At 65.5% G+C, this 14,589-nt stretch carries 14 protein-coding genes; 2 read left to right on the forward strand and 12 right to left on the reverse strand.

The window, feature by feature from the left end; all coding sequences use genetic code 11:
- Positions 1 to 32: 32 nt before the first annotated feature.
- The 5 genes from DXH78_RS10385 to DXH78_RS10405 all read right to left on the reverse strand — a co-directional run bounded on the left by DXH78_RS10385 (position 33) and on the right by DXH78_RS10405 (position 4,229).
- The gene (locus DXH78_RS10385) at positions 33 to 1,118 is read right to left on the reverse strand and encodes a phosphotransferase family protein (protein ID WP_115516959.1); all 1,086 of its coding nucleotides are present in this window, start codon (positions 1,116 to 1,118) and stop codon (positions 33 to 35) included.
- A 9-nt stretch (positions 1,119 to 1,127) separates the two neighbouring features.
- On the reverse strand, positions 1,128 to 2,030 hold the full coding sequence (locus tag DXH78_RS10390; RefSeq protein WP_115516960.1) for an alpha/beta fold hydrolase: 903 nt from the start codon (positions 2,028 to 2,030) through the stop codon (positions 1,128 to 1,130).
- A gap of 117 nt (positions 2,031 to 2,147) precedes the next feature.
- Complete coding sequence (locus tag DXH78_RS10395; protein WP_115516961.1) at positions 2,148 to 2,384, reverse strand: hypothetical protein; 237 nt, start codon at positions 2,382 to 2,384, stop codon at positions 2,148 to 2,150.
- 210 nt (positions 2,385 to 2,594) lie between these two features.
- A complete protein-coding gene (gene purD / locus DXH78_RS10400; protein ID WP_115516962.1) occupies positions 2,595 to 3,890 on the reverse strand; it encodes a phosphoribosylamine--glycine ligase in 1,296 nt (431 codons plus the stop codon).
- Positions 3,891 to 3,980: 90 nt separating this feature from the next.
- Positions 3,981 to 4,229: a zinc ribbon domain-containing protein gene (locus tag DXH78_RS10405; protein WP_115516963.1), complete on the reverse strand. Its 249-nt coding sequence runs from the start codon at positions 4,227 to 4,229 to the stop codon at positions 3,981 to 3,983.
- 108 nt (positions 4,230 to 4,337) lie between these two features.
- Between DXH78_RS10405 and xseA the strand changes: the two genes are divergently transcribed.
- Complete coding sequence (gene xseA / locus DXH78_RS10410; protein ID WP_115516964.1) at positions 4,338 to 5,930, forward strand: exodeoxyribonuclease VII large subunit; 1,593 nt, start codon at positions 4,338 to 4,340, stop codon at positions 5,928 to 5,930.
- Between the two features lie 128 nt (positions 5,931 to 6,058).
- Here the strand turns inward: xseA and DXH78_RS10415 are convergent, their stop codons facing one another.
- Positions 6,059 to 8,245, reverse strand: a complete 2,187-nt coding sequence (locus DXH78_RS10415; protein WP_115516965.1) for a TonB-dependent receptor — start codon at positions 8,243 to 8,245, stop codon at positions 6,059 to 6,061.
- Between the two features lie 285 nt (positions 8,246 to 8,530).
- On the opposite strand from DXH78_RS10415, the gene DXH78_RS10420 reads away from it, so the two are divergent.
- The gene (locus tag DXH78_RS10420) at positions 8,531 to 8,755 is read left to right on the forward strand and encodes a DUF2093 domain-containing protein (protein WP_115516966.1); all 225 of its coding nucleotides are present in this window, start codon (positions 8,531 to 8,533) and stop codon (positions 8,753 to 8,755) included.
- Positions 8,756 to 8,805: 50 nt separating this feature from the next.
- Here the strand turns inward: DXH78_RS10420 and lpxK are convergent, their stop codons facing one another.
- The 6 genes from lpxK to DXH78_RS10450 form a co-directional block, all read right to left on the reverse strand.
- Positions 8,806 to 9,795, reverse strand: a complete 990-nt coding sequence (gene lpxK, locus DXH78_RS10425) for a tetraacyldisaccharide 4'-kinase (protein ID WP_115516967.1) — start codon at positions 9,793 to 9,795, stop codon at positions 8,806 to 8,808.
- On the reverse strand, positions 9,788 to 11,095 hold the full coding sequence (locus DXH78_RS10430) for a 3-deoxy-D-manno-octulosonic acid transferase (RefSeq protein ID WP_115516968.1): 1,308 nt from the start codon (positions 11,093 to 11,095) through the stop codon (positions 9,788 to 9,790). Before DXH78_RS10430 ends, lpxK begins: the two co-directional genes overlap by 8 nt.
- Entirely contained in the window at positions 11,092 to 11,838 is a 747-nt protein-coding gene (locus tag DXH78_RS10435; RefSeq protein WP_115516969.1) for a lysophospholipid acyltransferase family protein, read from the reverse strand. The genes DXH78_RS10430 and DXH78_RS10435 overlap by 4 nt, the downstream gene beginning before the upstream one ends.
- A gap of 116 nt (positions 11,839 to 11,954) precedes the next feature.
- Positions 11,955 to 12,200, reverse strand: a complete 246-nt coding sequence (locus DXH78_RS10440) for a DUF4170 domain-containing protein (RefSeq protein WP_115516970.1) — start codon at positions 12,198 to 12,200, stop codon at positions 11,955 to 11,957.
- Positions 12,201 to 12,239: 39 nt separating this feature from the next.
- Positions 12,240 to 13,055, reverse strand: a complete 816-nt coding sequence (locus DXH78_RS10445; RefSeq protein WP_245416790.1) for a 3'(2'),5'-bisphosphate nucleotidase CysQ — start codon at positions 13,053 to 13,055, stop codon at positions 12,240 to 12,242.
- Positions 13,042 to 14,406 (reverse strand): TldD/PmbA family protein, encoded by a 1,365-nt coding sequence (locus DXH78_RS10450; RefSeq protein ID WP_115516971.1) that lies wholly within the window; start codon positions 14,404 to 14,406, stop codon positions 13,042 to 13,044. The genes DXH78_RS10445 and DXH78_RS10450 overlap by 14 nt, the downstream gene beginning before the upstream one ends.
- Positions 14,407 to 14,589: the final 183 nt, after the last annotated feature.

Here is a 14,589-nt window from a genome sequence, read left to right on the forward strand (position 1 = left end):
ACCTGTAAAATATTCTGTTTATTTGAAACTGTTTATTCCGTGGCGCCAGCCTCGCGCGCGAATTCCCAGGCCTTGTCGGCAAGCGGGCGGATCATCTCGGCCCTGGCCGGCGCATGATCCGATGTTGCAGTACCGTCGCGCACGCGGCCGATAATGCCCTGCAAAATCGCGGCGATACGGAAGAAATTGTAGGCGAGGTAGACATTGAGGTGCGGCCGCGGATCAAGGCCGGTGCGCGCAACATAGTCATCGACATAATCGGCCATCGACGGAATGCCGAGCGCGCCGAGATCGTGACCCTGTAATGTCGCGGTGCCGGCGGCGCTTTCGCTCGGTGGCATGTGCCAGGCCATCAGATGATAGGTGAAATCGGCGAGCGGATCGCCGAGTGTCGACAATTCCCAATCGAGCACCGCGATTACGGATGGTGAATTCCTGGCAATGATCAGATTGTCGATGCGGAAGTCGCCGTGTACCAGTCGCGGCGGCCCGGCCGGCGGAATGTGGCGCGGCAGCCAGTCGATCAGCTTTTCCATCGGCTCGATCTTTTCGGTCTGCGAGGCGCGGTACTGCTTCGACCAGCGATCGACCTGTCGCGCGACATAGTTCTCGCCCTTGCCGTAATCGGCGAGGCCGATGTCCGCCGGATCGAATGTGTGCAGTCGCGCGATGGTGTCGTTCATGGCGTCGTATACCGCCGCGCGTTCGGCCGGCTCGGAGCCGGGCATGGACGGCTCCCAGAACACGCGGCCGTCGGCGAAGCTCATGACGTAGAAGGCCGTGCCGGCGATGCTGTCGTCGGCGCAATAAGTCAGCGGTTCGGCGACCGGAAAGCCTTGCGCATGGAGCGCGCCGATGACGCGATACTCACGATCGACGGCATGCGCCGACGGTAGCAACTTTCCGGGCGGCTTGCGGCGCAGCACATAGCGCCGCGCCGGCGTTTCCAGAAGATAAGTCGGGTTCGACTGGCCGCCCTTGAATTGCCGCGCCGTCAGCGGGCCGGCAAAGCCGTCAATCTTCGTGGCGAGATAACCGGCAAGCCGCGCTTCGTCCATGCGCAAAGCGGCGGGCGTGTCCTTGGTGCCGGAGAAGGCCTGCTGGCGGTCGACGGGCATGGTGCCTCCTCAGGCGCGGAAGAAGGCAATCAGCGCATCGGCGGTCTCGACCGGATTTTCCTCCGGCAGGAAATGGCCGGATTTAATAGCGCGCCCGTCGACCTTGGTTGCCCAGCGCCGCCACACGTCGAGCGGACCTGACGTCTGGCCGGGAAAGCCGCCCGAGCCCCACAGCGCCAGCATGGGGCAATCGATGGTGCGGCTGGCGGCGCGGTCGGCCTCGTCATGGGCGAGGTCGGTGGTGGCGCCGGCGCGATAATCCTCGCAGAAGGCGCGGATGCGCGCGGGCTGCGACGCCGAGGTGCGGTAGTGATCGAGCGCCGCGGGATCGAAAGCGGACAGATCCTTTGCCAGGGTCCAGCTTGCCAGCGTTCGTTCCAGATAGAGATCCGGCTCGTTGGCGATCAGTTTCTCAGGCAACGGAGCCGGCTGCGCCAGGAACATCCAGTGATAGGTCTTGAGCGCCAGCTTGGCGTCCATGGCGCTCCACATCTCGGCGGTTGGCATGATGTCGAGCGTGGCGAGACGGTCGACGACGGCCGGATGGTCGAGCGTCAGGCGGTAGGCGACGCGCCCGCCGCGGTCGTGGCCGGACAGGCAAAACCTTTCATGGCCGAGAGTCTGCATCAGTTCCACCATGCCTCTGGCCATCGAGCGTTTGTCATAGGGCGCGTGGTGGTCGTCCGGCTCGGGCGTCGCGGACGCGCCATAGCCGGGCAAGTCGGCGATGACCAAGGTGAAGTGTTCCGCCAGGTCCGGCGCGACGCGGTGCCACATGGCATGGGTCTGCGGATAGCCGTGCAGCAGCAGGAGCGGCGGCCCGTCGCCACCGACCCGCGCGAAAATGCGGCCGGCCGACGTGTCGGCGGTGTGGGTTGCAAAGCGCGGATAGAGATCGGGTAGCTCCGGCATGACGGCAAAGTCTCCCTGCGACAGGATATTCTATCCCGCGCGCGGGGCCGCCGTCACGGCGATGTGCAAGGGGGAAAAGGCCCGGCTAACCGCCGGGCCTTGCCACTCAATCAGCGCTTAGTTGTTGAGGTTGGCCGGATCGCCCAGGCGTTCCATCTGGCCGCGGATGAACGGATCGGGATCGGCGCCGAGCACCTGGCCGCCCTGAACGACGACATTGCTGGCGGGCATCATCGCGTAGGAGTCCGTCGCCGCCCGTTGCGGCGTCACGACGTGGCGATGGTGGCTCGTCGCCGCGAAAGACGGGGACGCTGCAGCAGTGACGAGTGCTGCGGCGATGAGAAACTTCTTCATAACTGTTAGCTCCGGTCGTTCGTCGCCCTTGGGTGCGGAGCTAGTGACGACTTGCGGCAAAAAATAGAACGTCGATGCGCATGCGCGCCATGCGAAAGGACATTTATGCGCGCTTTACGCGTCACTCGTTGTTCGCGCGTTCTTCGCGGTGTTACACACCGCGCGACATAAATGAAATTGGCGATGACGAAGACGTGAACGCAGGTTAGGTCAGGTCTTCTTCGTTTCGCGCGCGATGGCCTGCCAGCCGATATCGCGGCGACAAAAGCCCTCCGGCCACTCGATTCGGTCGATGGCGGCATACGCGCGCGATTGCGCTTCGGCCACGGTCTTGCCGCGCGCGCAAACATTCAGCACGCGACCGCCATTCGCCACAATGTTGCCGCCCTCGGTCTTGGTGCCGGCGTGAAAGATCTCGACGCCGTCGATCTCGCTGGCCTTGTCGAGGCCCTTGATGACCGTGCCTTTCTGATAGCTGCCCGGATAGCCTTTGGCCGCCATCACGACGGTGAGCGCGGCGTCGGCATACCAGCGCAGATCGAAATTCTTGAGTTGGCCGTCGCGCGATGCGATCAGCGCCGGCAACAGGTCGGACATCATGCGCAGCATGATGACCTGCGTCTCCGGATCGCCGAAGCGCACGTTGTATTCGATGAGCTGCGGGCCGTCTTTGGTGATCATCAGGCCGGCGAACAGCACGCCCTTGAACGGCGCGCCGGCCTTCTTCAGCGCGGCGACCGTGGGCAGGATGATCTCATCCATGACGCGCTTGTTCATCGCCTCAGTCATCACCGGCGCCGGCGTATAGGCGCCCATGCCGCCAGTGTTCGGACCTTTATCGCCGTCGAAGACGCGCTTGTGGTCCTGCGCCGAGGCGAGCGGCAGTGCGGTGTCGCCGTCGCACAGGGCGAAGAACGAAGCTTCTTCACCAACGAGGCAATCCTCGATGACGATCTCCCAGGCTTTCTCGCCAAGGGGGCTGTCCTGTCCGCCGCCGAACATCATGTCGATGGCGGCTTCAGCCTCTTCGATCGTTGCAGCAACCACCACGCCCTTGCCGGCGGCAAGGCCATCGGCCTTCACCACGATCGGTGCGCCGCGCTTGCGGACATAGTCTTTGGCAAGGTCGCCACTCTTGAAGCGCTCATAGGCCGCGGTCGGGATATTGTTGGCCTTGCACAGGTCCTTGGTGAAGCCCTTGGAGCCTTCGAGCCGCGCTGCCCATTTGGTGGGGCCGAAGGCCTTGATGCCTGCGGCCTCAAGATCGTCGATAATGCCGGCGACCAGCGGCACTTCGGGGCCGACCACGACGAAGTCGATTTTGTTGTCCTTGCAGAAGGCAATCACCGCCTTGTGGTCGGCGATGTCGAGCGCGACGCATTCGGCCTCCTGCGCGATGCCGGCATTGCCGGGAGCGCAGTACAGCTTCGTCGTCAGCGGGCTGGCGGCGATTTTCCAGGCCAGCGCGTGCTCGCGGCCGCCGGAACCGAGAATGAGGATGTTCATGGCGCTGCCCCGTCTGATACCGCCCCGGCCTTAGCGGGCGGAACCGCCGGGGACAAGGCCGGGGCAGGCGGTATCGACAGGGATGTGGCCCTAGTCGCTCGAGCGCTCGAAATGCGGGTGCGCGGTGCGTTCCTCGACGTGATGAACGTAGTCCTGGAGGGTCTCGTAGTCGTGCATGCTGCCGATGCCGTGGAAACGCAGTTCGGTGCCGCAGGTCGGGCAGCGCACGCGGTCGCCGTGGACGACGCGCTGCAGGCGTTCGTGGAAGGTGGTCCGGCACTCGCCGCAGCGGATCCGGACGCGGATATTGTCAGCCTGGTGTTCCAGCGGATTGGTCATGGTATCGCTCCAGGGGCCATTTTCCCGCCGGAAGATTGACGGGACCTTATGGGGATCGCGGCCGAGGTGCTATTCCGGCGCGGGGCTGGAGCGCGTATATCGAATGCGATGCCGAGCCCCCGAATCCCCCCTGAGAGCCGCGCCGAGGCCCCCGCGTCCAACCTCACCGAATGGACCGTCTCGGAACTGTCCGCCGCCCTGAAGCGGACGGTGGAGGACGCCTATGGCTTCGTCCGGGTGCGCGGCGAGGTTTCCGGCTTCAAGGGAGCCTCGCCCTCCGGCCACTGCTATTTCCGGCTCAAGGACGATCGCGCCGTCATCGAGGGCGTGATCTGGAAGGGCGTCTACGGCCGCATGCGCGTCAAGCCCGAGGAGGGCCTCGACGTCATCGCCACCGGTAAGCTCACGACCTTCCCGGGCTCGTCCAAATACCAGATCGTCATCGACAGTCTCGAGCCCGCGGGCGTTGGCGCGCTGATGAAGCTGCTCGAGGAGCGCAAGAAGAAGCTCGCCGCCGAGGGCCTGTTCGACGAGGCGCGCAAGCAGCTCATTCCGTTCCTGCCCGAAGTGATCGGCGTCGTCACGTCACCGACCGGCGCCGTGATCCGCGATATCCTGCATCGACTGGCGGATCGCTTCCCGCGCCATGTGCTGGTGTGGCCGGTGCGGGTGCAGGGCGAGCAGTCGGCGGCCGAAGTCGCCGCCGCTATTGAGGGCTTCAACGTCCTCAAGGAAGGCGGTGCCATTCCGCGCCCCGACCTGATCATCGTCGCGCGTGGCGGCGGTTCGCTCGAGGATCTTTGGTCGTTCAACGAAGAAATCGTGGTGCGCGCCGCGGCCGCGAGCATGATCCCGCTGATCTCGGCGGTCGGCCATGAAACCGATATCACACTGATCGACTTCGCTTCCGACCGCCGCGCGCCGACGCCGACTGCGGCGGCCGAGATGGCGGTGCCGGTGCGCGTGGAGCTGTTGCAGACGGTGAACGGGCTGGCCTCGCGCAAGCTCGCCTGCATGCAGCGCGGCATGGAACGGCTGCGCCGCGAACTTACGATGCTGACGCGCGCGCTGCCGAAAGACATCCTTGCCGAACCGCGCCAGCGCCTCGATACATTGGCCGAACGGCTGCCGCGCGCGCTGCGCGCCAATGCGCAAGTGCATCACACGCAATATACGCGCGTCGCCACGCGGCTGGCGCCGCAGCTTCTGTCGAACACCGTGGAGCGCCGGCGCGAGCGCTACGACGCGCTCAATCAGCGTCTCAAGGCGGGCCTCGTCGCCAATGCGCAGGCGCATCAGGCGCGCATCGCGCGCTATCGCGAGCGCGTCATGGCCTTCGGCGAGCGCTCGCGCCGCGCCACGCTGGCGCTGTTGAAACAGCATCACACCCGCATCGAGCGCGCCGAGCGTTTGCTGGCGGCGTTCTCCTATCGCGAAGTCTTGAAGCGCGGTTTTGCGCTGGTACGGGATGAGGCGGGCCAGCCGGTTCGCGCGGCGGCGCAGGTTGAGCGCGGCGCTGCGCTCGATATTGAGTTTGCCGATGGCCGCCTGGCGGCGACGGCTGGCGGCGCGTCGACCGTCGTAGTGCGCGAGACGGTGGTGACGGAAACGACGGTCGTTGAGGTCACGCCGAAGCCGCCGTCACGACCGAAGAAACCGCGCGACGAGGGCGGCGGCGGGCAGGGTAGTTTGTTTGGGTAGACCGGCCTCATGGTGAGGAGCGTTGCGAAGCAACGCGTCTCGAACCATGGGGCCGCCCCATCCTTCGAGACGCATCGCTGCGCGATGCTCCTCAGGATGAGGGGGCATAGGCGCCCGGGACAAGCTTCTCAATACTTCACGCTCGCAAACACCCGCACATTGGCGCCGGGCATCAGCACCTGGTCCTTGCTGTAGGACGCCGCGCTGCGGATGTCGCGGTTGAGCAAATTGCTGCCGCTGATGCCGAGGGTGAATTCGCTGAGCTGATCGAAGCGCGGTTTGGCGTTCTTCCAGTTGTAGCTGAGCTCGGCGCGCAGATCGTCATAAGCGCCGGTCGTCGAATCCGCGACGGCGGCGACATTGTTCTGCGCGAAAGCGTGGATCAGCTTGACGCGCGCAAGCCAGTTGACATCGCGCCAGTAGACGCCGCCGCCGACGCGCACCGGCGGAATACGCGGCACATTGGTGCCGTCGGTGAAGGTGGCGCGCACGACGTCGAACTGGTTCTCGATGCCGAACTGGCCCGAGCCGAGCGGCAGAATATCCCACTGGCTCTGGAATTCCCCGCCGCGGAAGGTGGCGTCGGACTGCGAGTAGATGGCCTCGTTGAGTTCGGCGGGCGCGGTGCAGTCGCCCGCTTCGCTGCAGGTGTTGCCGGTCAGGCGGCGATAGATGAAGCCCTTGAAGCGCGTATAATAGATCGAGGCGTCGAAGCGGAACGGCCCCTTGGCGCGCCGCAGCCCGAGTTCGAGCGATTGCGCCGCTTCGATACCGAGATTGACGTTGCCCTTGTCGAAGGTGGTGGTCGCGTCATGCACGCCGCCGGAATAAAGCTCGGCGGGTTTCGGCGCGCGCTCGACATACTGCGCGGTGAGGCTGGCGGTCATGTCGAGCGGCACATCGCGCAGGATGCCGAAGCTGACGCTTTTCGGCGTGAAGTCGCGTGTTGCGGCGGTCTGCGTCAGGGTGCCGACGGCGTCGAAGGTGCGGCCGGTGCCGTCAAGATGCGCGCGTTCGATGCGTCCGGCGACCTGCAATCGCGTCAGTTCGTTGAGCTTGAACTCGTTGAACATGTACCCGGCAATGCGGTTGTTGGTGTTGCGGTCCCACAGGCCGATGCCGCCGGGTGCCGGCGCGTCGAGCATCTGGTGGCCGCCCTGCACGCCGATGGCGGTGGTCAGCGAGGCAAAGCGCAGATCGAACGGCGCCAGTTGCGCCTCGACGCGGCCCTCCTGCTCCTTGTTGATGAAGGTCTGCTGAATGCCGGTGCTGCTGAAATCGGTTGGCGTGGAGAGGCCGATTTCGTCGTGCTTGTAGTCGGTGAAGCCGCCCCAGAAGCGAATGGCATCGACGGCCGATGACGGCGCGCGCCATTCGCCCTTGGTCAGAACCTTGGTCTGTTTGGCATCGATGCGCGTCTGGTTGCTTTCCGGCTCGGCGCCGGGGATGTGATAGAGCGCGCTGTTGGTGGTGATGGCGGCGCCGATGAAGCCGTCGTTGAAAATGTAGGAGCCGCCGAGCGCCTGGCCGCTGTTGCGCAGGCTCGAATTGGTCTGCGTGCCGTTGAAGCCGCCGGGCTGGGTGGCGTTCGGCAGGTCGGCCGGGTCGGGCGCGGTCCGGTAGGGATAGGACGGCACCTTGTAGTCGGTGGCACTGCGGCCGAAGGCATCGGCGTGCAGGGCGAAGTTGCCGGCGCCGGCATCGAGCAGCACGGCGCCGTCGGCGCCCTTGTCGACCGAAGAGAGGCCGCTGCGGAATTCGGTCGAGACCGACCGAGGTGGAGTGAAGGTGGGGATGCGGTTGTTGTCGGCCTCGACCACGCCGCCGATCGCCTGCGAGCCGAAGCGCAAGGTGGCGGGGCCGCGGATGACCTCGACGCGCTCGGTGACCAGCGGATCGACCGGCACGAAGTGATCCTCGCCGAGATCGGAGGCGCCGTTGGCGCCGATGCCGTTTTCCTGGATGCGGACGCGGTTGACGTCGAGGCCGCGGATGATCGGCCGGCTCGACGCGCCGGGCGCGAATTGCGAGCCGGTGATGCCGGGCTTGTCGAACAAGAGGTCGCCGAGGGTCGCTGCGCCGCTGCGGCGGATTTCGCCGTTCTGGATGACCGTGACCGGCGCGAACTGGTCGGTGACGATGGGCAGGGTGCCCTGAAGTTCATCCGGTGCCGTGGGTGCGGCGCGCTGGATCGGGCTCGGCGCAGTGACCGTAACCTGCGGCAGCGTTACAGTTTGCGCCAGTGCCGGCACAGCACCAATAAGGGCGGAAAAAGACACAGCAAGCCGTAGGCTGCGGCGTGACCGAAGCGACATGGAGAACTCCAGGAATGTGAGGGAGGGCCCCCTGCATGATCGCAAGGCGGGCGCTTCCGCCATCCTTATGATCCGTGACCGGTCCCGCCCCAGCCGATAAATGTAATATTATAACATTACACAAGCGAAGCAGAGTCAAGCCGACGGCGCCTGATCCCGGAACAACGATCGATGCGGTGTCGCGTCCGGGCCACACAGGGAAATGCGCCGGCCCGGCGGGTTTCGCTTCGACGGCGGAGCGATTATCTTCAGCCGTTCCTGCGCCGTGCCTTTGGAGACTGCCCCTTGCTCAACCGCTTCGATCCCAGTCAGCCCTCCAATGGCGAGGCCGAGGTCAAATATCTCGATGGCGATTTTCGTGTCGTCCGCCCCGGCGGATTCGTGCGTTGCGCCGTTACCGGCGTGCCGATTTCGATTGACGAACTGAAATACTGGAGCGTGGACCTCCAGGAAGCTTACGCGACCCCCGAGGCGGTGCTGCAGCGTTGTGGCCAGACGCCAAGGCCGTAGGTGCCGTTCCCGCATTCCGCTTGCGCTTCATGCGGGCTACGAACCGAGCGCTAGGCCAAAGCCCGCGCCAGCAATCTGCGCAGCGCTTCTTTCTCCTCGACCACCATTGTCACCGGCAGCACATGCGCCTTGGCCGCCAGCGCGGCGAGCGCCGGATCGCCGGCCATGCGGGCGTGATCCTTTGCGGTGGTCAGCAGCGATAGGCCTTCGCGCTCGGCGCTCATCACCAGGTCGGCAGCTTCTTCCGCGCTGAAGCGGTGATGATCGGCAAAGGCACGGCGCTGCGCGATGACAATGCCGCTCTGCTCGGCGGTGGCGAAAAACTTGTCCGGGTCGCCGATGCCGGCGAAGGCCAGCACGTTGCGAGCGTGCAACGCCGTGACCGCTGCCGGGTCCGGCGTCAGGCGGCCGCGCAGCACCGGCCGCGGCCCGGCGCGCGAGACAACCGGCCGCGCAGCCTCGCCGTCGCCGACGACCAGCAGCGCCTCGCAACGCGTCATTTGGATGTTGAGCGGGGCCCGCAGCGGTCCGGCCGGAAACACCTGACCATTGCCGATGCCGCGCCTGGCATCGACGACGGCGATGGTCAGTGTCTTGGCAAGAGTCGGATTTTGCAGACCGTCGTCCATGATCACCACGCTGGCGCCCATTGCCTTGGCGAAAGCGGCGCCGAGCACGCGGTCGCGCGCCACCACGGTCGGCGCGGCGCGGGCGAGCAGCAGTGCCTCGTCGCCAACCTGCGCGGCGCTGTCCTTGTCGTGATCGACCGGATGCGGGCCTTCGACCGAGCCGCCATAACCGCGCGTCAGAAAAAACGGCGTCGCGCCCATGTCGCGCAGCACCGCCGCCAGCATCAGCGCCGTGGGCGTTTTGCCGGTGCCGCCGAGCGTGAAGTTGCCGACGCAGATCACCGGAACGCCGGCAACCGAGCCGCGCAGCGTCATGCGCCGTTCGGCGATAATGCCATAGGCCGCGCCCAGCGGCGCCAGCAGGCTCGAGACGAGCCCCGGCGGACGCCACCAGAAGGCGGGCTCACGCATGATCGCCCCGCCCGCGCAGCATCAGATGCATCAGGTAAGGATCGAGCATTTTCAACGTCCGCGACAGCGCGCCGCCGAGCGCATCGACGGTGCGGCGCGCCGCGGTGGTGACACTCTTGCGCGTGTCGTCATTCGCCAGCAAAGCGGCGAAGGCGGCAGTGAGCCGATCGGCATCGCTTACCGGCTCGGCGCCATGGGCGGCATCGAGCGCTTCGTAGATGTCGGCGAAATTCCACACATGCGGACCGTGCAGGATCGCAGCCCCGAGCTTGGCCGGCTCGATCGGATTCTGCCCGCCATGTTCGACCAGCGAACCGCCGACGAACACTGCCTCCGCCAGCCGATAGATCAGACCGAGCTCGCCCATCGTGTCGGCGATATAGATGTCGGTGCTGGCGGTGAGAGGCTCGCCGCGCGAACGCTGCACGGCGTTCAGCCCGGCCTCGCGCGCGAGATTCAAGATGTCCTCGCCGCGGTCCGGATGGCGCGGCGCAATCAGCGTCAGCAGGCCCGGGAAGTTGCCGCGCAGTCTGAGATGCGCCTCGATCATCGGCGCATCTTCACCCGGATGGGTCGAGGCGGCCGCAATCAGCGGACGATGGCCGATGGCGTCGCCGAGCGCCTGCAGTTTGGCGGCGTCGGCTGGCGGCGGCGGCACGTCGAGCTTGAGATTGCCAGTGGTGACGACGCGCGGCGCGCCGAGTTCGGTCAGGCGCAGCGCATCGCCCGGCGTGCCGGCCAGGCACAGATCGAAACGGCGCAGCAGATTGAAGATGGTGCGCGGCAGGCGTTGCCAGCGCTGGAACGAGGCTTCCGACATACGGCCGTTGATGAGGATCATCGGCACGCCGCGTTGCGATGCCTCGATTACCATGTTCGGCCACAGGTCCGATTCGACGAGCAACGCCAGATCCGGCCGCCAGCGCTCGAGGAAGCGGTGCATATAAGCGGGCGCATCGAGCGGCACGAATTGATGGATGACGCCCGGCGGCAGGCGGCGCGCTGCCATCTCGGCTGACGTCACGGTGCCCGAAGTGACCAGCATGTTGACGCCCTGCGCGGCGATACGCTCGATCAGCGGCAGCGCGCTCATGAGTTCGCCGACACTGGCGCCATGCAGCCACACCAGCGCGCCCGGTGGGCGCGCGAGCTTGCTGCGGCCATAACGCTCGCCGAGGCGCTGGCCGATTTCCTTGCCGCGCTTAAGGCGCCGCGCCAGCAGCAGCGGCGCCAGCGGCATCAGCAGCCGCGACAAGGTGCGGTAGGTGTGCAGCACCAAGGTAAGATGCGTGCTGCTCATGCCGACAGATCCTTTGCCGCGGCATCTCCGAATTGCGGCATCGGCGGCACCGGCTTGCCGTCGGCGATGGCGTAAGCGCGCGCCGTCATGTCGTTGAGTGCGCTTTCGATCTCCTGCCGCTTGGCTTCGAGCGTCGTCTGGTCGGCGTTGGCCGGCACGCTGAACGGGCCGCAGCCGCAGAAGGCAATGCGCGAGAACGGCAGATTGATCGCGCTCTTGTCCCAGTTGTCGAGTTCGATGCGCCGGGAGGAGGCGATGGCAATCGGATAGATCGGCCGGCCGGAATGCTGCGCCAGCTTGATGACGCCCATGCCGCAGATGCGCGACACCTTCGGCACATCGGCGGTGAGCGCGACATTATAGCCTTCGGCGAGCGCGTCGCGCATCGCAGTGAAAGCAACGGTGCCACCCTTGCGGTGAAACTCGCCGTTATGCGCGCCGGAGCCGCGGATGGTTTCGATGCCGAGCTTCTCGGCGGCGCGGGCATTGATCTCGCCGTCGCGATGCCGCGAGATCAGCACCTTGGTGCGGTGGCTGTCGTTCTTGCGCTTGATGAAGGGTGCGAGGAAGTGCTGACCGTGCCAGAAGGCGACGATGGCCGGCGTCTCGACTTCCTCGTACATGTGCGGCGGATCGCGAACGATACGGCTGGTGTGCCACACCAGACGCAAATAGTTCGCGGCAATCGAGCCGGCGGCGGACTGAAAGGCGGCCGATGCAACGATCCGCTTCATCAATGGCATCGGTTGCTCGTGGCTCGTCTTGAAAGGGGCGCGTCGATCGACGCCACGGTCTAGCATGTTCCGCGGCGCCGGTCTTGAGATCGAATTAGCAGCAAAATCTGCGGTTTTGAACCGCTTTAATCGCGCTTGTCCGGCTTATCCGGATCGAGCAGCCGGTGCAGATGCACGATAAAATAGCGCATCTGCGCGTTGTCCACCGTTTGCTGCGCCTTGGCCTTCCAGACCGTATAGGCCGAGGCGTAGTTCGGATACACGCCGACCATCTCGACCTTGCTCAGGTCCTTGAATTCGACGCCTTCCAAACTGGTCAGTTCGCCGCCGATGACCAGATGAAGAAGTTGCTTGGCGGGCTGATCGGACATCGTTTGATCCTCGAGAGTCGGTTCCGGCGGAGAATGAAATTAGACGAATTCCGGCAAACGGTCGCGCATCAGGCCGATGAGCGGGCCATGCCGCGCCGTGCTCGTAGCAATGAGTGTGCCATGGGTCGTCTCGGGCCGGTTATAGCGCAGTCCATGGCCGGCGATATCGGTGAGAATGCCGCCGGCTTCATGGATCAACAGATCGGCAGCAGCTAAATCCCAATCGTGACTGCCGGGTGACGACAAGGCGACGTCGAATGCACCTTCGGCCACACGGGTGAGCCGCAACGCCAGCGAATAGACCTTGGGCTGCTGTTGCGTGCCGGGCGACAGCGTTGCCAAATGATCGAGATACCGCCGCGGCCCTGCCGTTCGTGCGCCGCTCAGGTCGCCGCCGCTGCTGACGCCGATCGGTGTGCCGTTGCGCGTCGCACCGAGACCGGCGGCCGCGAGAAACATTTCGTTCGTCACCGGCGCGTAAACGCCAGCCAGTTGTGGCCGGCCCCGATCGACCAGCGCCACGCAGATCGTCCAGTCGGGGCGCTTGGTAATGAAGGCGCGGGTGCCGTCGATCGGATCGACGATCCACACTGTGTCGGTCGCGCGCGCAGCCGGGTCGTCCTCGGTTTCTTCCGACAGCCAGCCTGCTTGCGGCGCCAGCACCGGCAAGCGGTTCTTGAGGAAATCGTTGACGGCGAGGTCGGCCTCGCTCACCGGCGAATTGTCGTGGCCCTTGGTCCAGCGCTTGAACTCGCGGCGCGATGTCGCGATGGCGATCTCGCCGGCTTCGCGCAGGATCGCTTCAAGGGGCCCGCGCAGTGAGGCAGTGTCGCTGATACTATTACTGACCTGCAACGGTCAGGCCCTCCAGCCGGATGGTTGGCGCGTTGGTGGCGTGCTTGAAGACCAGATCGTTCGCCGGCGTCAGGCTCTTGAACATGTCGAGCAGATGGCCGGCGATGGTGACTTCGCTCACCGCATAGGTGCGCTGGCCATTCTCGATCCAGAAGCCCGAGGCGCCGCGGCTGTAGTCGCCGGTCACGCCGTTGACGCCGCTGCCGATCAGGTCGGTGACGTAGAAGCCGTCCTTGATGTCGGCAATCAGCTCTTCTGGTGACAGCTTGCCCGGCTCCATATGCAGGTTGGAGGCCGACGGCGACGGCGTCGAGGATGCGCCGCGCGCGGCGTGGCCCGTGGTTTTGAGGCCGAGTTCGCGCGCCGTGGTACAATCGAGAATCCAGGTGGTGAGCACGCCGTCGTCGATCAGCGCCAGCCTTTTGCCGGCGACGCCTTCGCCGTCGAACGGATGCGAGCGCAGGCCGCGCTTGCGCAATGGGTCGTCGATGATGCGAACACCGTCGGCGAACAGTTTGGCGCCCATCTTGTCGCGCAGAAACGAGGTCTTGCGCGCGATCGATGAGCCGTTGATGGCGCCGGCCAGATGCGACACCAGCGAACTGGCGATGCGCGGATCGAACACCACCGGCACCTTGCGCGTCGTCACCTTGCGCGGATTGAGGCGGGCCACCGCGCGCTCGCCGGCGCTGCGGCCGATCGCGTCCGGCTTTTCCAGATCCTCGGCATGCAGCGTTGAGGAATAATCGTAGTCGCGCTCCATGCCGGTGCCTTCACCGGCGATGGCCATCATTGAAACGCCGTGACGCGAGCCGAGATAGGCGCCGCGGAAACCGTGGCTGGTGACCAGCACCATGCCGCCGATGCCGGCGGACGCCGAAGCGCCGCCGGACTTGCTGACGCCTTTGACGACGAGGGCGGCTTCTTCGGCCTTGCGCGCCATCGCTTCGAGATCGGCGACGGCCGGCAGCTTGTTGTCGATGAGATCGAGATCGGGGAAATCGTGGGCGAGCAGTTCAGCATCGGCGAGGCCGGCAAATTTGTCCTCGGGCGCGACACGCGCCATCGCCACCGCGCGCTCGGCCAGTGTGGTGAAACCGTCCGGCGAGGTGTCGTTGGTCGAGACGACAGCCTGGCGCTTGCCGACCAGGACTCGCAAACCGAGATCGTCGCCCTCCGAGCTTTCGCTCTCCTCGACCTGACCGTCGCGCACTTCGATCGATTGCGACAGGCCGCGCACCGCTACCGCATCGGCGGCGTCGGCGCCGGCCGCGAGCGCCGCTTTCACCAGTCGCTCGGCGCGGTCGGTGAGGGCGGATTGATCGAACAGCGACGGGGCGGGAGCGGGCATGAGAACACTTTCGTAACGATGCGGACGCGCCGGAGATACCGGAGACGGAGTTCAGCCCACAAATGGCGCTCGCACAGGCGTCGCGCAACCGTTCGTGTCGATTTGTGCCGCTGAAATCAACACCTCGTCAATCATGGCTGGCAACGCGTCGTCAAGCATGGGCCTCGATGCCCCGGGCCCTAA

This window comes from Undibacter mobilis (assembly GCF_003367195.1).
Classification (GTDB): domain Bacteria; phylum Pseudomonadota; class Alphaproteobacteria; order Rhizobiales; family Xanthobacteraceae; genus Pseudolabrys; species Pseudolabrys mobilis.